The sequence below is a fragment of the Glutamicibacter arilaitensis Re117 genome (genome assembly GCF_000197735.1).
Lineage (GTDB): Bacteria > Actinomycetota > Actinomycetes > Actinomycetales > Micrococcaceae > Glutamicibacter > Glutamicibacter arilaitensis.
The window spans coordinates 3,750,510-3,766,469 of record NC_014550.1; the positions used below are offsets into that span (position 1 = coordinate 3,750,510).

14 protein-coding genes are annotated in these 15,960 nt (G+C 62.8%); 6 read left to right on the forward strand and 8 right to left on the reverse strand.

From position 1 onward, the window contains the following. Positions 1-240: 240 nt before the first annotated feature. Positions 241-792 carry an SbcC/MukB-like Walker B domain-containing protein gene (locus AARI_RS20215; RefSeq protein ID WP_231849494.1) on the forward strand — a complete coding sequence of 184 codons (552 nt, stop codon included), beginning with the start codon at positions 241-243 and terminating at the stop codon, positions 790-792. Then, positions 789-1,937 carry a DUF3322 domain-containing protein gene (locus AARI_RS17810; protein WP_013350627.1) on the forward strand — a complete coding sequence of 383 codons (1,149 nt, stop codon included), beginning with the start codon at positions 789-791 and terminating at the stop codon, positions 1,935-1,937. The genes AARI_RS20215 and AARI_RS17810 overlap by 4 nt, the downstream gene beginning before the upstream one ends. Positions 1,938-2,864: 927 nt before the next feature. Here the strand turns inward: AARI_RS17810 and AARI_RS17815 are convergent. From AARI_RS17815 to AARI_RS17830, 4 genes are all read right to left on the reverse strand, one after another. Continuing rightward, positions 2,865-3,701, reverse strand: coding sequence for a bifunctional allantoicase/(S)-ureidoglycine aminohydrolase (locus AARI_RS17815; RefSeq protein ID WP_013350628.1), 837 nt, complete (start codon positions 3,699-3,701; stop codon positions 2,865-2,867). A gap of 10 nt (positions 3,702-3,711) precedes the next feature. Beyond that, a complete protein-coding gene (locus AARI_RS17820) occupies positions 3,712-4,965 on the reverse strand; it encodes a DUF6986 family protein (RefSeq protein ID WP_013350629.1) in 1,254 nt (417 codons plus the stop codon). Continuing rightward, positions 4,962-6,593, reverse strand: a complete 1,632-nt coding sequence (gene aceB, locus AARI_RS17825; protein WP_013350630.1) for a malate synthase A — start codon at positions 6,591-6,593, stop codon at positions 4,962-4,964. Before aceB ends, AARI_RS17820 begins: the two co-directional genes overlap by 4 nt. Positions 6,594-6,671: 78 nt before the next feature. Continuing rightward, on the reverse strand, positions 6,672-8,057 hold the full coding sequence (locus tag AARI_RS17830; protein ID WP_013350631.1) for an NAD-dependent malic enzyme: 1,386 nt from the start codon (positions 8,055-8,057) through the stop codon (positions 6,672-6,674). A gap of 218 nt (positions 8,058-8,275) precedes the next feature. Here AARI_RS17830 and AARI_RS17835 point away from each other — a divergent pair, with 218 nt between their 5' ends. Continuing rightward, a complete protein-coding gene (locus tag AARI_RS17835; protein WP_013350632.1) occupies positions 8,276-9,049 on the forward strand; it encodes an IclR family transcriptional regulator in 774 nt (257 codons plus the stop codon). 12 nt (positions 9,050-9,061) lie between these two features. Here AARI_RS17835 and AARI_RS17840 read toward each other — a convergent pair whose 3' ends face one another. Beyond that, positions 9,062-10,915, reverse strand: a complete 1,854-nt coding sequence (locus tag AARI_RS17840) for an ABC transporter ATP-binding protein (protein WP_013350633.1) — start codon at positions 10,913-10,915, stop codon at positions 9,062-9,064. A gap of 273 nt (positions 10,916-11,188) precedes the next feature. Further along, positions 11,189-11,785, reverse strand: a complete 597-nt coding sequence (locus AARI_RS18885; RefSeq protein ID WP_013350634.1) for a TetR family transcriptional regulator — start codon at positions 11,783-11,785, stop codon at positions 11,189-11,191. A 193-nt stretch (positions 11,786-11,978) separates the two neighbouring features. Here AARI_RS18885 and AARI_RS17850 point away from each other — a divergent pair, with 193 nt between their 5' ends. Together AARI_RS17850 and AARI_RS17855 are read left to right on the forward strand one after the other, a co-directional pair. Next, positions 11,979-13,010 carry an aldo/keto reductase gene (locus tag AARI_RS17850; RefSeq protein WP_013350635.1) on the forward strand — a complete coding sequence of 344 codons (1,032 nt, stop codon included), beginning with the start codon at positions 11,979-11,981 and terminating at the stop codon, positions 13,008-13,010. Between the two features lie 75 nt (positions 13,011-13,085). Next, entirely contained in the window at positions 13,086-13,880 is a 795-nt protein-coding gene (locus AARI_RS17855) for a carbon-nitrogen hydrolase family protein (protein ID WP_013350636.1), read from the forward strand. 3 nt (positions 13,881-13,883) lie between these two features. Here AARI_RS17855 and AARI_RS20220 read toward each other — a convergent pair whose 3' ends face one another. Beyond that, positions 13,884-14,252, reverse strand: a complete 369-nt coding sequence (locus AARI_RS20220) for a hypothetical protein (protein ID WP_231849495.1) — start codon at positions 14,250-14,252, stop codon at positions 13,884-13,886. Continuing rightward, positions 14,155-14,763, reverse strand: a complete 609-nt coding sequence (locus AARI_RS17860; RefSeq protein ID WP_231849412.1) for an alpha/beta fold hydrolase — start codon at positions 14,761-14,763, stop codon at positions 14,155-14,157. Before AARI_RS17860 ends, AARI_RS20220 begins: the two co-directional genes overlap by 98 nt. A gap of 131 nt (positions 14,764-14,894) precedes the next feature. On the opposite strand from AARI_RS17860, the gene AARI_RS17865 reads away from it, so the two are divergent. Beyond that, positions 14,895-15,920 carry a Gfo/Idh/MocA family protein gene (locus tag AARI_RS17865; RefSeq protein WP_013350637.1) on the forward strand — a complete coding sequence of 342 codons (1,026 nt, stop codon included), beginning with the start codon at positions 14,895-14,897 and terminating at the stop codon, positions 15,918-15,920. Positions 15,921-15,960: the final 40 nt, after the last annotated feature.

Sequence of the window (15,960 nt, forward strand, 5' to 3'; positions counted from 1 at the left end):
CTGCGCGAAGTGATCCAGCGGGCGGTGCGCGAGATCCGCCGGCGCATCGAACCGATCAACTCCTCGCTGCTGCGCAGCCAGTACTCCCCCGGCCGCTACCTGCAGATCCGGGTGGAGGATTCCCGTCCCGCAATGGCCACCCAGTTCCTGCGCGATTTGAATACCGTCACCACCGGGGCGCTGGCCCCGGAGGAAGACCGTGCCGAGGCAGAGGCGCGGTTTGCGGTGCTTGCCCGGCTGATGACCCAGCTGGGCTCCTCGGAGGCGGCCCACCGCTCCTGGCGGCAGCAGGTGCTGGATGTGCGCAACCACGTGCGCTTCACCGCCATCGAGGTGGACACCGAACACCAGGTCCTGGACGTCTACGACTCCGGCGCGGGCCGTTCGGGCGGGCAGAAGCAGAAGCTGGTGGTGTTCTGCCTGGCCGCGGCGCTGCGCTACCAGCTGGCCGGCGAGTCCAAGCTGCCGGCCTACGCCTCGATCGTCATGGATGAGGCTTTCGACAAGGCGGACAGCAATTTCACCCGCACCGCGATGGACATCTTCACCGAGTTCGGGTTCCACATGATCCTGGCCACCCCGATGAAGTTGCTGCGCACCCTGGAGGACTATGTGGGCGGGGTGGCGCTGGTGACTTGCGAAGACTCCAAGGCCTCGCATATTGCCCAGGTGCCCTTCGAGCTTGCCGACGGCGAGCAGGAACAGGAGGAGGCCGCACCTGAGCAGAAAGCCGCCCCTGCCGTCGAGGCGTTGTTCGACTTCGGCGCTGAAATCGACGGGTCCCCGGCATGATCACCGTGGCCGAGGCCCGCGAACGCCTGTCCACGCTGTACCGGCGCAAGCTGGCGGCCTGGTCGGTGCGGCCCTTTGACGCCACCTCCCCGGTAGCGCTGGGGCTGAAGCCGCCCACCGATAAGAAAGCCGCCGCCGACATGTCCGCGGTGGCCGGGTGGCTGAAGCAGTGGAGCGCGGTGGCCGTTGACGGGCTGCAGATCGACTGGGAGCAGCGGCGCTGGCCGAACACCGGGACGCAAAGCATCCCCGTCCGGCTGTCCGCACAGTCGCCCGCGGCGCTGGCCCGTTTCCTGAACCGTGGCAAGGAGTGGGAGCTATACCGTGCCCGGGCGTTGCGCCTGCAGTCGCTGGCACCGCGGGATTCCGGGGCACGGGAGGATTTCGACCGTGCCCTGGCCCGGATCATCGGCAAGGCAGCAGCCCTGCCGCACCAGGATTTCGAGCGGGTCTTCCATGTCCTCGCCTGGCTGACCGCACACCCGGACTCGGGTCTTTATCCGCGCCAGCTTCCGGTTCAGGGCATTGACTCCAAGTGGCTCGAACGCCATGCAGATATTGTGCGCACCCTGCACGTTGCCACCGGAGGCGATCCCGGCCTGGGGCTGCTGGCCCCGGCCAAGCTCTACCGCGTCAGGTTCCTGGACCCGCGCTTGGCTCCCGCGGGAATGGGAGAGCTCATGGCAAGCCCGGATACGCTCAGCCGGCTCGATCTGTCGGCCCGGACCGTGCTCATCGTGGAAAACTTGCAGACCCTGCTGTCTCTGCCCGAACTGCCCGGGGTGGTTGCACTGCACGGGGGTGGTTATGACGTGCGCTGGTGCGCGCCGATCCCCTGGGTGGCGGCCGCAAACTTGCTGTATTGGGGCGATCTGGATCTGGATGGGCTGGCAATCCTGGCGTCATTGCGCAGCGTGCGGCCCGATGCCCGCTCGGTGATGATGGACCCTAGCACGCTTCAGCGCTTCGCGCAGCTGGCGGTGCCCCATGCCAAGGGACTAACCCGGGCAGCGCCCTCCGGTTTGCAGCCCAAGGAGGTCGAGGCCTACAAATTATTGCGCGCCCAAGGCGGACTGCGCTTTGAGCAGGAACGCATTCCCTGGGACCACGCGCTGGCTACGCTGCGCACCGAACTGGGGCGTTGAGATGCTCCTCGGGGCTTCCGCCCCTGCGACACAGAAGCGCGAGGCTGAAACTGCAAACCATCTCTCACCGCACTGCACGCACACGTGGCGGCTGATCTTCAGCGGATAGCCGGAACATTGCTTGCTTTGAAGTGGCGAATCGCCGGCCCGGCACGCTTAGACTGGGCAGTGGATAGTCACCACAACAGTGCGTATCACGGTTGGAGTCGTGATCATTGCGGAGCAACATTCAACTGATAACAATTAACTGGCTCGTTTTCAACAATTACGAACGACTACCTTCGATCCCTCGAATCACGCGGATTCTCAGATCGTCGAAGAACTCAACAATTACATATTGCAGTTTCAGCAATTACAAGCAGAGGTTGTTTTTCTCCGATTGCAGGTCCACAAATGGACCATCCGGATGCCCTGTCCACGGACGAACGCTTGGGTCGGGTCATCGATATGGTCGGGCATCAACTCATGATCTCGGCGGAACCGTATCGCCTGCCCGGATTTGCACGAAAAGACGCGAACCCGTATCCACTAACTTTCCTGCGGAAACAACTAAAGTGCTGCCTGCGCTTTTCGGGCTTGATCCCCACTTTGAAATCGACCAACGTTGGTCGATTTCACTCTCCCACGGGTACAGGGTCGCAACCCACTTCCAGATCAACCAACGTTGGTCGATTTGGTGGGGCCCGCGATTTCAGGGGATGGGACCGGTATTGCCGATGTGTGTGATGAAGAGTTCCGAATGATGGTTTAGCCCTCACGAAACAACCCCGGGATTCCAAAGCCGAAGGCCGTATCCCGCGCGACCCTGCCGTCAGCCCACCACGTCCGAGCAAAGGAAACATCACTGGAACATGAAAAGGACACGGTGTGCCGATAATCGGCGGGTCAGCGCGGGGTGCGGCCCCGGCAGTCTCTGGAAATGAACGCTTACAACGCGATCTGGCGGTTCTGGTCCTTGTAGAGCAGGTAGCGGAAGTTCTCCGGGCCACCGGCGTAGCAAGCCTGCGGGCAGAAGGCGCGCAGGGACATGTAATCCCCTGCCTCGACCTCGACCCAGTCGCCATTCATCCGGTACACGCCCTTGCCTTCAAGCACGTACAAGCCGTGCTCCATGACGTGGGTTTCGGCGAACGGAATGGATGCGCCTGGTTCGAAGGTCACGATGTTCACGCCGAAGTCGAAGGCGACGTCGTTGGGATCCAGCATGCGGGTGGTGCGCCACTTGCCATCGGTGCCCGGCATCGGGCCAGGTTCGATATCGCGCTCGTTGCCCACCACGGGAGCCGGTGCGGCCACTCCTTCGAGCGCTTCGTAGCGCTTGCGCAGCCAGTGGAAGCTGGTCAGCTCGGTGCCATCGTTGCGGGCTGACCAGGTGGCGCCGGCTGGCAGGTAGGCGAAACCGCCGTCCACCAGCACATGCTCGGTGCCTTCGATGAGAAGGGTCAGCTGGCCGGTGAGCACGAAGATGAATCCCTGCACCTGAGCCTGCGGTTCCGGCTTGGTGGCGCCGCCACCCGGGGCAACTTCTACAATGGCTTGGGAGAAGGTGGTGGCCGCACCGGCAACCGGACGGTTGAGCACCCAGGCGCGGGTGTTGGTCCACTCGGGGAAGACGCTGGTGACGATGTCGCGCAGCACGCCCTTGGGGATGACGGTGTAGGCCTCGGTGACGATGGCGCGGTCGGTGAGCAGGTCGCTCTGCGGCGGGTGGCCGCCGAAGTTCGAGTAATAGGACGAGGAGTTCTGGATGGCTGGAACAGTCATGGTGCAGTCCTTAGGCGTGGGAGCGGTTCAAGGCGATCGCCTCGAGTTCGGGCAGCGTGATCTGGGCCAGTTCGGTGACCTCGTCGGCGGTGACCGCACCGCAGGCGACCCCGCGGTGGATGTAGCGGGCCAGGGCGCATGCGGTGGCTGGCTCGTCCATGATGGCCGAGTTGATCTGGTGGACGTAGTTGCGCAACCGGGTGCCAGCTGCCTGCAAGCCTTCGCGGAAGAATGCGAAGGTGGCCAGGTAGCGGGTGACCAGCTGGTTCTCGTGCATATCCCAGCCCTGGTAGATGCCGCGGGCCAGATGGCGGGACACCAGACGGGCGTGCAGCTCCCAGACGGCCGCGATGTTCTCCGGGTCGCCGGCCGGGATGATGTTGGTGGAGCCGTCGGACAGTTCCACGCCGGTGCCGGCCACGGCTACCTGCATGACGTCCTTGGCGAAGTCTGCCACCGGGTGCTCCATGGACTGGTAGCCGGCGGCCACGCCCAGCGAGGCGGAGTAGTCGTAGGTGCCGTAGTGCAGCGAGGAGACCCGGCCCTTGCCCGAGGCGATCAGCTGGGCTACCGGATGGGTTCCGTTGGCGGCCAGGATGACCTGCGGGGTTTCCACCTGCACCTCGAAACGGATCCGTCCAGCTTCCAGACCATGGACCCGTTCGACCTGCTCGGCAAGGTGCACCATGGCCTCGACCTGCGCCACCGTGGTGACCTTCGGAAGGGTCAGGCGCAGGCCTTCGGGCAGCGGGCCGTTGGCCAGCAAGCGGCTGAGGAACAGGTCCAAGGTGCGGATGCCCCGGCCCCGGGTCGGGGCTTCGAAGCACTTGAAGCGGATGCCGATGCAGGCCGGGGCCTTGCCGGCGGCCACCGCCGCGGTCACCGAGTCGGCCGCGGCAAGCACTGCGGCGTCCTCCTCGGCATCCGTGCGGTTGCCGTAGCCGTCCTCGAAATCGAGGCGCAGATCTTCGATGGGTTCGCTTGCCAGCTTCGCGGCCACCAGTTCGCCCAGGCGGTCCGGTTCGGCCAGGTTCAACTTGGCTGCCAGCTTGGCCAGCCCGACGGCGTTGCCCGCGGTGGCCAGGGCGTTGGCGCCCCAAGCGGCAGGCAGATCCGCGTTGTACTTGTCCCCTGGGACGTACACGGTGTGGATCGGCTGGCGGGCTCCGGTTTCTCCCGGGTAGGAGTTTTCCAGCAGCCGGTCGGTGGCTGCCAGCTTGGCTTCTATGCTGGCAAGCGTGGACTCATCGAAGGTGTTGCTCATGGCTTGGTCACGTACTCCTTTTCCAAGAGTTCGTAGGCACCGGTGGTGAGGAAGTCTGCGAAGTCCTCGTCCTTGCCGCTGGTCAGTTTCGCGATTAGTTCCGCTGCCGGCTGGTAGTAGGCGTTGAAGTGCTCTTCATTGTCGACCTCCGAGCGCAGGCGTTCAACCTCTTCGGTGAGAATGCCAGCAACCAGTTCGGCGGTGATGGTGTTTCCGGTGTCGGCGGCGACCACCTTGTTGCGGATCTGCTGCCAGATCTGCGAGCGGGAGATCTCCGCGGTGGCGGCATCTTCCATCAGGTTGTGGATGGCGACCGCACCGTTGCCCGAAAGCCACACGGCCACGTAGTTGACCGCCACGTAGAGGTTCGCGCGCACGCCGGCCTCGGTGACATCGCCGGGGGCGCTGGCCACGTCCAGCAGCTGGGCTGCGGTGACCTCGACCTCCGGGCGCTGGCGATCGAGCTGGTTCGGCTTTTCGCCCAGCTTCGCGTCGAAGATCTCCTTGCACAGTTCCACCAGATCCGGGTGTGCCACCCAGGAGCCGTCGAAACCGTCATTGGCCTCGCGGGTCTTGTCCTCGCGGACCTTGTCGAAGGCGGCAGTGGTGACATCCGGTTCGCGGCGGTTCGGGATGAAGGCGGCCATGCCGCCCATGGCGAAGGCCCCGCGCTTGTGGCAGGTCTTGACCAGCAGCTCGGTGTAGGCGCGCATCATCGGCGCGGTCATCGACACGGCCGAGCGGTCCGGCATGATGAATGCTTCGCCGGCTTCGCGGAAGGTCTTGATGATCGAGAACAGGTAGTCCCAGCGTCCGGCGTTCAGGCCCGCGGCGTGATCGCGCAGTTCGTAGAGGAACTCGTCCATCTGGAAGGCCGCCGGAATGGTCTCGATGAGCATGGTGGCGCGCACGGTGCCGTGGGCGATGCCCAGCTCGGCCTGGGCGAAGGTGAAGATCTCGTTCCACAGGCGCGATTCCAGGTAGTGCTCCATTTTGGGCAGGTAGTAGAACGGTCCCTGGCCGGATTCGGCAAGCACCTTCGCGTTATGGAAGAAGTGCAGGCCGAAGTCCACCAATGCGCCAACGGCAGGCTTGCCGTCGATGCGCACATTGTTCTCCGGCAGGTGCCAGCCGCGCGGGCGGACCACGACGACCGCACGTGGCGCGTCGGTGCGCAGCGCGTAGGACTTTCCGCTCTTCGCATCGGTGAAGGCCAAGGTGCCGCGGGCGGCGGCCGAGAGGTTGGAAATCGCGTCGATGACGTTGAACCAGCTCGGGGTCGAGGCATCTTCCAGGTCGGCCAGCCAGACCTTGGCACCGGAGTTCAGCGCGTTGATGGCCATCTTGGCCGGGGAGGCCGGGCCTGTGATCTCCACGCGGCGGTCGCGCAGCGCCTCAGGGGCTTCGGCGACCTTCCAGTCGCCGGTGCGCACGGAATCTGTTTCCGGATCGAAGTCGATGGACTTGGCGGCGGAGAATTGCTGGCGGCGTACAGCTCGGGCGGCGAGCAGCTCGTCGCGGGTGCCGGCGAACTTCTGGTGCAGCTTCTCGATGAACGCCAGGGCTTCGTTCGAGAGGATCTGCTGCGCATCGGCGACGTCGGGGATGGCGGTGATTTCAATACTCATGGATTGCTCCTTGCTTCTTGTGCTCTGTTCCAATGATCGGTGCGTTGACGTGCACCTTGAAGGTCTTGCGCGCGGGGCCTACTTGCCGGCCGCCGCTTCTTGCACCGCTGTAGCGACATCGGCAGCGACCTGTGGGTCGAACACCGACGGGATGATGAATCCAGGGTTCAGCTCTGATGCGCTGACCCGAGCGGCAATGGCATCCGCTGCGGCTAGGAGCATGGCGTCGGTGATCTCGATGACCCCTGCATCCAGCAGCCCGCGGAAAAAACCTGGGAATGCCAGGACGTTGTTGATCTGGTTGGGGAAGTCGCTGCGGCCGGTGGCGACGACCTCCGCATGGCGGCCGGCAATCTCCGGGTCCACCTCGGGATCCGGGTTAGCCATGGCGAACACGATTGCGCGCTCGTTCATGGCGGCAATGTCGTTCTCATCGAGCACATTCGGTGCCGAAACGCCGATGAAGACATCCGCGCCGACCATGGCTTCCTTGAGGGATCCGGTGAAGTTTTCCGGATTGGTGTGCTGCGCCAGCCAGCTGCGATGCGCATCGGCATAGCTTTCGCTGCGGTTGATCGCCCCAGCCCGTCCGCAGGCGATGATGTTCTTCGCCCCGCGGGCCATCAGCAGCTGGATAATCGCGTTGCCGGCGGCGCCCACGCCGGAGACGACGATGCGCAGGTCGGCGATCTTCTTCTCCACGACCTTCACCGCATTGAGCAGGGCAGCCAGGGTAACGATGGCGGTGCCGTGCTGGTCGTCATGGAAGACCGGGATGTCCAGTTCTTCGCGCAGCCGGGCTTCGATCTCGAAGCAGCGCGGTGCGGCGATGTCCTCGAGATTCACCCCTCCGTAGACCGGGGCCAGAGCCTTGACGATCTTCACGATCTCATCGGTGTCCTGGGTGTCCAGGCAGACCGGCCAGGCATCGACGTCGGCGAACTGCTTGAACAGCGCGGCCTTGCCTTCCATGACCGGCAGGGCGGCGGCTGGGCCGATATTTCCCAGGCCAAGGACGGCTGAACCATCGGTGACCACGGCGATGGTGTTGCGCTTGATGGTCAGGTTGCGTGCATCGGCGGGGTTCTCGGCGATGGCCAAGCACACGCGGGCAACACCAGGGGTGTAGGCGCGGGAGAGGTCATCGCGGTTGCGCAGGGCCACCTTGGGGGTGACCGAGAGCTTTCCGCCCAGGTGCATCAGGAAGGTGCGGTCCGAAATGTTGCGCACGGTCACGCCATCGAGCTTGTTCAGCGCATCGCGCACGATTTCGCTGTGGGAGACGTCGGTGGTGTTGCAGGAAACGTCGACCACCATGTGGGTGTGGTGCGATTCAGTGACGTCCAAGGCGGTGATGTGGGCGCCGGCCGAGCCAACAGCACTGGCCAGTTCGCTGGTCGCGGTGATCGAAGCTGGCGTCTGTACGCGAAGCGTCAATGAATACCCCGGGCTTGGTGCTGCCATCAGTTCCTCCTGTAAAAAGTTTCCGTATAGTGGATACTATTATCCTCAAAATGAAAATGCAAGAGTGTCTTGTGGCCCCGGGCACTATTTTTTGCTCGGTTAATTTCGGATCGTGGAAGGAATGGCTGATTTTGCGCTATTCTTGGGACTAGGATTTCGCATTGCAGAAGTAATGCACAGAGCACTTCCAAAAACCAGTGCCTTTATGAGGAGCAAAGATGACGCAGGTTTCCAGCAAGTCCACCACCGGCGGTGTCCAATCCGTCGAACGCGCATTCGAGCTCCTGGAAGTCATCGCCCGCGCCGGCGGCGAGGCTGCGCTCAGTGAACTTGCCGCTGACACTCCCCTGCCATTGCCGACCATCCACCGCCTGCTGCGCACCCTGGTGGGCGTGGGCTACGTGCGACAGTTGCCCAACCGCCGCTATTCGCTGGGCCCGCGGCTGATCCGGCTTGGCGAGGTGGCGAACCGCCAACTGGGCGCCCTTGCTTCCCCTGCCCTGAAGGACCTGGTCTCGAAGCTGGGAGAATCGGCGAATATCGCGGTGCTCGATGGCGATATGGTCACCTACATCGCACAGGTGCAATCAGCCCACTCGATGCGCATGATCACCGAAGTCGGACGCCGCGCCATGCTGCACAATTCCGGGGTCGGCAAGGCAGTGCTCTCGGTGCTCGATGACGAGCGCGTGCAGCGTTTGGTCTCGCAGGCGGGCATGCCTCCGAAGACCGCGAACACCATCACCACCTTGGGCAAGCTGTTCACCGATGTCGAAGCCACCCGCGAACGCGGCTACGCCATCGACGAGGAAGAGCAGGAGCTGGGGGTCCGCTGCATTGCCGTCCCCGTACCCGGCGCCCCGACCCCGATGGCTATTTCGGTCTCCGGGCCGGTCACCCGCGTCGACGAGGCATTCATCGCCAGCGCCGTCCCAGAACTTCAGGAGGCCGCCGAAAAGCTGGGCCGCCAGCTGGTCGCCGCGGTGGACTAGCCCGCCGCAGCCCTACTGGGCGAACTGGGTTTCGTACAGTTCGCTGTAGCGTCCGCCCGAGGCCAGCAATTCGCTGTGCGTTCCGCGTTCGATGATGCGCCCGCCTTCGACCACCAGGATCTGGTTGGCCGAGCGGATGGTGGATAAGCGGTGCGCAATAATCAGCGCCGTACGGTTTTCCAAGGCTTCGCCCAGCGCGGCCTGGACCGCAGCTTCATTGGCCGAGTCCAGCGCGGCGGTGGCTTCATCGAGGATCACTACCTGCGGAGCGGCCAGCAACAGGCGCGCAATGGTCATGCGCTGGCGTTCGCCGCCCGACAGCCGGTAGCCGCGTTCACCCACTACGGTATCCAGGCCGTCGGGCAGCGACTGGATGACCGGCTTGAGCCGGGCACGTTCCAGCGCTTCCCAAATCTGCTCTTCGGTAGCTTCGGGCCTGGCCAAGGTGAGGTTGGAGCGGATGCTCTCGTGGAACAGGTGGCCATCTTGGGTCACCATGGACACCGTGGACCGCAGCGATCCGAGTTTCAGCTGGCGGATATCCACGCCAGCCAATTCCACGCTGCCCGAATCCACGTCATACAGGCGTGCCAGCAGCGAAGCGATGGTGGACTTACCCGCGCCCGAGGAGCCGACCAGCGCAAAGGTCTGCCCGGCAGGAATCTCGAAATTAATGTCGTGCAGCACTTCTTCGCCGCCGCGAGTATCCAAGACCGCCACTTCTTCCAACGAAGCCAGCGAAACCTTATCCGCACTCGGGTAGGAGAAATTGACCTGGTTGAACTTCACGCTGACCGGGCCTGCGTCCAAGGCGCGGGCATTGGGCGCATCGGCAATCAGCGGCTCAAGGTCAAGCACCTCGAAGACGCGGTCGAAGCTGACCAGCGCACTGGTGATTTCCACGCGGGCGTTGGCCAGCGCGGTCAGCGGAGTGTAGAGCCGAGTGAGCAGCATGCCCAGCACCACCACATCGCCGGCGGCCAAATCCCCGCGCACCGCGTACATGCCGCCCAGACCATAGACCAAGGCCAGGGCCAGCGCGGCAACGAGGGTCAGCGCTGCCACGAAGTAGAACTGGCGCATGGCCATCTTCACGCCGATGTCGCGGACCTTGCCCGCACGCAGGGCAAACTGCTCGGACTCGTCCTTGGGGCGGCCGAAGAGTTTGATCAAGGTGGCGCCGGGAGCGGAGAAGCGTTCGGTCATCTGGTTGCCCATGGTTGCATTCAGTTCCGCAGATTCACGGCGAAGCAGTGCCACGGACTTGCCGAAGTGGCGGGCTGGAAGCAAGAAGATCGGCAAGAGCACCAGCGCGATGAGCGTGACCTGCCAGGAGGTGGTGAACATGACCGCCGCGGTGAGAATCAGCGCCACGGTATTGGACACCAAACCCGAAAGTGTTCCGGCGAAAGCGGACTGCGCACCGATGACATCGTTGTTCAAGCGGCTGACCAGTGCACCGGTACGGGTTCTGGAAAAGAATGCGACCGGCATCTTCTGCACATGTTCGAAGACCGCGGTACGCAGGTCGTAGATGATTCCCTCGCCCAATCGCGAAGAGAACCAGCGGACCACCACGGAAACCACTGAGTCCAGGATCGCGATGACCGCCATGATCAGCGCGAGATTGATGATGATCCGAATCCCGGACTGGGCCACGATTTCATCGACTACCCGGCCGGCGAGCACCGGCGTGATGACGGCGAGCACTGCGGCCAGGATGGAGAAGAGCACGAATACCAGCAAGCGTGATTTGTAGCCGGCGGCGAAGCCGAGCACTCGTTTAGGCGTGGTGGACGCGTAGGCCTTGCCCTTGTCACCTGACAGTTTCCAAAGGGAATGCCAAGCGGCACTTTCCATGCTCATTCGTTGGTGCTCTCTATCTTGCTTGGGAACTCGGTGGGATCCACCTCTGATCATAATCCCAGCAAGCCACCTGCGACTTCTAGGTAGGTTCAGCTTACGTGCGCAAGGTACCCGAGCACAGCGATCTTGCCTAGGGCGCAAGATCCGATCATCAACCGTTTGTTCGGCGGACTTTCAGATGCCTCAGGTCATGCCCAGCTGAGGATTCTCAACGGCCTACCACTTTCCCGAACGCCTTGGAAGTACTGCGCTTGCCTCGCTAAGCGTGCAGGATCAGGACTTCACGGCCCACTTGTCGTCAATCATCGCAGCGAAATCGAAGGCCTCATCCAAGACCTCGCGCAGGGTGCGCTGCGGAGAATCAAGCCAGCGTACAAGCGCATGATCGAACAAGGTCAGAGCCAGAAGGGCCGAAGTTTCGGCCAGTCGGTGATTCGCGCAAAAGGGCGAAAGCGCCTGGGCCAAGGACATCTGCTGTTCACGCCGGGATTCCTGCCAGCTGGATCGCAGCGCAGGGGTGCTCCAGACCAATTCGATACGGTCACGCATGCTTTGCGGATCTTGCTCCGCAGCCACGACGGTTGCTTCGAAACTACGGCGCAGCAGTTCGAGCAGGCTTTCACCCGAGACGGAGGACATGGAGGCTACCATGCCGGAAAAGTGGACGTTCATCGAACGCAAGGCAGTTACTACGGCATCTTCCTTCGAGGAGAAGTACCGGAAGAAAGTCGCCCGGGAAATGCCGATTGCCTGGGCGGCCTGCTGTGCGGTCACATTCTCCATGCCGCGTTCGGCGAACACGGCGTATGCCTGTTGCGCCAACTCGGCTTTCATCTTCTCGCGCACCCGATCGCGAACCACATTGCCCATGGGCAAAATTTTACGCTGAGATCATCACACCAAACTGAGACACCGTCTCTTACGCCATGTCAGAAGTTATTCAAGCACGGCGTGTCGCCAGGGTTAATGTTCATGAAGCTAAATAGTTTCGCAGATTAGTGCCATGTGTCCGCCCCTTCGCTAGGCTCGACTTCGGACTGAAATGACAACGAGAAGGATCCTCATGACCAATCAGCAGATCGCAACTCGCATCGACCTCGGCCAAGGGTTGAACGTCAACGCCCAGGGTTTTGGCTGCATGTCGCTGAGCGGACCCTACGGTTCTGCAGATGACCAAGAGTCCTTGCGCACGCTGAACCACGTGTTGGATCGCGGGGTCGCCTTCCTTGATACTGCCAATATCTACGGGGAGGGCCACAACGAGAAACTGCTCTCGCAGGTACTGAAGACCCGATGCGAGGAAGTCACGCTGGCCACCAAAGCGGGAATCATCAGGCCAAAGAATCCGGGTGATCCCCGCGCCAACGGCGATCCGGAATTCATCAAGAACTGCGTTGACGAAAGCCTGCAGCGGTTGGGTACAGAGCACATCGACCTCTACTACTACCACCGGGTGGATTCGCGCGTGCCGATCGAAGACACTGTCGGCGCATACAAGGAATTGGTTGAAGCTGGCAAGATCCGCCATATCGGCTTGTCCGAGGTGACTTCCAATGAACTGCGCCGCGCCCACCAAGTCCACCCGATTACCGCGATCCAGATGGAGTACTCGATCTTCAGCCGCGATATCGAACGCTGGTTGCTGCCGACCGCCAGCGAGCTCGGTGTGGGGCTGGTGTCCTATGCATCGCTAGGTCGCGGATACTTCACCGGCGAAGTGGATTCCCTCGAGCAGCTCGAAGCCCATGACATCCGGAGGAACTTCCCGCGTTTTGAAGCTGCCCGCATGGAGCAGAACGAACCCTTGCGCCAGGTAATCCGTGATGTCGCGCAGCGCGAGCAGATCACTGCCGCACAGGTGTCGCTGGCGTGGGTCTACGAGCAGGCCCGCCAGTATCAGGTCGCCGTTTCCCCGATCCCGGGTACGCGCTTCATTGAGCATTTTGATGAGAATCTGCAGGCCTTGGACATCCGGTTGTCCAACGAATCAATGGGGCAGCTGAATGATCTGGCCGCCAAGGTTGACGGCGAGCGCCAGCAGGATGTCATGTCGGTGTCCAAGGGTCGTGAAGAACAGCAAATGGCCCAAATGTAGCTTCGCGCACCGCTACTGCGTAAAGTCGACAAGTGGGTGCATATCCCCTTATTAGCCGCAGGAAAGGAACCCACCATGAGAATCGCTTTGGCACAGGTGCTTAGCACCGCAGACCCGCAGCGCAATCTGGTGACGGTACGCGACTACGCACGCCAGGCCAAGGAGGTTGGTGCTTCACTGGTGGTCTTCCCCGAGGCGATGCAGGTGTCCTTTGCCCACGATATTTCCAAATACGCCCAGCCGCTGGATGGCCCGTGGGCAACCCTGCTGCGGCAGCAGGCCCGCGAAATCGGCATTACCATCGCGGCAGGAATGTTCACTCCCGGAGTTGATCAGCGGGTACGCAATACCCTGCTGGTTGCCGGCTCGCAGGTAGATACGCACTACGACAAGATCCATCTCTACGATGCGTTCGGCTACCTGGAATCGGACTCGGTAACCCCCGGGGATGCTCCGGTGCAGTTCGAGCATGAGGGCGCGAGCATCGGCCTGGCCACGTGCTACGACCTGCGTTTCCCGCAGCTTTTCGTGCATCATGCCAAGGCCGGAGCTAGTGTATGCATTGTCAGTGCATCGTGGGGTCAGGGCGACGGCAAGGTCCAGCAGTGGACCACGCTGGCCCAGGCCCGCGCCCTGGACTCGACGACGTTCGTGCTGGCGGTAGACCAGGCGGATCCAGAAAGCGTGGGACGCAAGATCAGCGGTGCCGCGCCGCTGGGCGTGGGGCACTCCATCGCAGTGGATCCGCTGGGCCGGGTCATTGCCCAGGCTGGCACGCAGCCCGAGTTGCTGCTGGTTGATCTGGATCTGGATTTGATCGATACCGCGCGCAAGCAACTGCCGGTGCTGGCTAACGCGGTGCAGTTCTAGAAGCTACTGTGCCTTCTGGCTTGCATCCTGCAGCCAGGCAAGAATTTCATCCCATGCTCCGGTGCCGACGCCTCGGCGCATCAGTCCGTGATGGCCGATGCTCTTGACCGAAAGACCTGCCGGCGTATAGGTCTTCCGCTCTACCTTCGCTGCGCTGAGCTGGGCGGTGAGAAGATCCATTTGCCGCGGTGAAGCCCACAGGTCATCGCTGGCCCCTGCGGCGAGAATCGGAACGGTAGTCCGCGCGGCCCGTTGGGCAGCGTTCATGCTCGGATCATCGAAGAAGTAGTTCTTCTTGAGCGCCCACCCAGACCATTCCATCATCGCCGCACGGGGCATGTCCTCGCCCAGTCCCAGCTTGGTACCGGGCATGTAGCCGAATATCGTGCTGAGTACCGGGCCAAGCACTTTCAGCACCATGATGACGCGCAGCCGTTCCTGCCATGGCTTGATGGTGCGGATTGACATGGCTGGAAATGATGGCCGCTGCATCCAGGTGCTCGGTGCCGAAGCCCAGCACCAGCGCGTGTCCGCCGAGGCTGTGCCCGATAGCGTAGTGCGGCAGGTCCGGGTACCGGTCTTTGGCCCAGTGCGCCACCGCCGGCGCGTCCTGCTGGATCCAGTCGCGCATTTTGAAGCGGCTGTTCTGCTTGGGCGGACCCGAGCGCCCGGTACCGCGGTAGTCATAGGTAATGGCCACCAGCCCGTTGGCCGCCGCATGCTGCGCGAAGGCGCGGTAGAAACCCTGCGGGGTGGCGGTGGCCGAGTGCACAACCAGCACCGCCTTGGGAGCAACCGCGGGGGCATAAACCGTGGCTTGGACAGTGTCCTTGGCGGTGATCAGGATGCGCACCATTTCGGCGCTGGAGTACTGGGCCTGCATGCAGCCATCCTAGCCACAAGTTACCGACCGGTAAATAGTTAATCGGCGTTCAAAATCCCCTTTCCCGCAGGGGCTGGCTGAACTAGTCTGAGTAGTAGTCACCCTGCTTTTCCTGCCATCGGAGATCCCCCGTGAGCCTAGCGCTGCCCCAGTCCGTTCTGCCCCATCCTTCTACGGCGCCGGCGCTGAACTGGGGGATCCTGGGGCCAGGCTGGATCGCCTCGCAGTTCGCCACGTCGCTCAAGGAGCTGACCAAGAGCAAGCTTGCCGCCATCGGATCGCGCACCCTGGCACGCTCGGAGGATTTCGCCCGCACCTACGGGGATGATGGCACGCGCGCCTACGGCTCCTACGCCCAGGTGCTCGAAGACCCGGCAGTAGATGTGCTCTACATTGCGGTCCCGCACAGCGGGCATGCAGAACTTGCACTTCAGGCGATCGCGGCGGGCAAGCACGTGCTGGTGGAGAAGCCGTTGAGCCTGAACGCCCAGCAAAGTGCCCAGATCGTCCAGGCCGCCAAGGCCGCTGGGGTGTTTGCCATGGAAGCCATGTGGTCGCGCCTGCTGCCCATCGGCAATGTAGTTTCCCAGGTGATCGCCTCCGGGATGCTGGGGCAGATCATCACCGTGCAAGCCGACTTCGGCGCCAAGTTCCCGGTTGACTACGAGTCACGGATCTACGACCCGGCGCTGGGCGGCGGGGCCTTGCTGGATATGGGCATCTACCCCATCGCCTTCAGCGCCATGGTCTCCCCCGCCAAGCAGCTCCTGCATGCCTCGGGGCGCCTAGCCAAAACCGGCGTTGATGCGTCCTTCACCGCGGTCCTTGCCAATGAAGACGGTTCGACGGCCACCGTGTTCAGCAGCATCGAAACGGAATCGCCGCAGAGCGCATGGATTGCCGGAACCGAGGGAACCTTGGAACTGCAGCGTCCGATTTGCTGCGGATCAGGTTTGGTCCTGCGAAGTGCCGACGGGAATATCGTAGATAGCCGCGAGTTCACCGAAACTTCCCCTGCCGCAGGCCTGGGCTGGGAGGCGGCCCACGTGGCCCAGTGCATTGCCGATGGCCTGGCCGAGTCCCCGGTCATGCCATTGGCTCAGTCTCTGGCCATCGCGCAGACCATGGATGAGATCGCCGCACGGCTGCGCGCCTAGGCCCAAGCAGGGCCCAGACGCGTCAGCCTCGTGCTGGGTG

What these genes read in the sequence shown, in the direction of transcription:
- AARI_RS17850 (WP_013350635.1), top strand. Translation starts at nt 11,979, where the DNA reads ATGACCAATCAGCAGATCGCAACTCGCATCGACCTCGGCCAAGGGTTG.
- AARI_RS17815 (WP_013350628.1), bottom strand. Translation starts at nt 3,701, where the DNA reads ATGACTGTTCCAGCCATCCAGAACTCCTCGTCCTATTACTCGAACTTC.
- AARI_RS17810 (WP_013350627.1), top strand. Translation starts at nt 789, where the DNA reads ATGATCACCGTGGCCGAGGCCCGCGAACGCCTGTCCACGCTGTACCGG.
- AARI_RS17830 (WP_013350631.1), bottom strand. Translation starts at nt 8,057, where the DNA reads ATGGCAGCACCAAGCCCGGGGTATTCATTGACGCTTCGCGTACAGACG.
- AARI_RS18885 (WP_013350634.1), bottom strand. Translation starts at nt 11,785, where the DNA reads ATGGGCAATGTGGTTCGCGATCGGGTGCGCGAGAAGATGAAAGCCGAG.
- AARI_RS17860 (WP_231849412.1), bottom strand. Translation starts at nt 14,763, where the DNA reads ATGCAGGCCCAGTACTCCAGCGCCGAAATGGTGCGCATCCTGATCACC.
- AARI_RS20220 (WP_231849495.1), bottom strand. Translation starts at nt 14,252, where the DNA reads ATGCCCGGTACCAAGCTGGGACTGGGCGAGGACATGCCCCGTGCGGCG.
- AARI_RS17840 (WP_013350633.1), bottom strand. Translation starts at nt 10,915, where the DNA reads ATGAGCATGGAAAGTGCCGCTTGGCATTCCCTTTGGAAACTGTCAGGT.
- AARI_RS17855 (WP_013350636.1), top strand. Translation starts at nt 13,086, where the DNA reads ATGAGAATCGCTTTGGCACAGGTGCTTAGCACCGCAGACCCGCAGCGC.
- AARI_RS20215 (WP_231849494.1), top strand. Translation starts at nt 241, where the DNA reads ATGACCCAGCTGGGCTCCTCGGAGGCGGCCCACCGCTCCTGGCGGCAG.
- aceB (WP_013350630.1), bottom strand. Translation starts at nt 6,593, where the DNA reads ATGAGTATTGAAATCACCGCCATCCCCGACGTCGCCGATGCGCAGCAG.
- AARI_RS17820 (WP_013350629.1), bottom strand. Translation starts at nt 4,965, where the DNA reads ATGAGCAACACCTTCGATGAGTCCACGCTTGCCAGCATAGAAGCCAAG.
- AARI_RS17835 (WP_013350632.1), top strand. Translation starts at nt 8,276, where the DNA reads ATGACGCAGGTTTCCAGCAAGTCCACCACCGGCGGTGTCCAATCCGTC.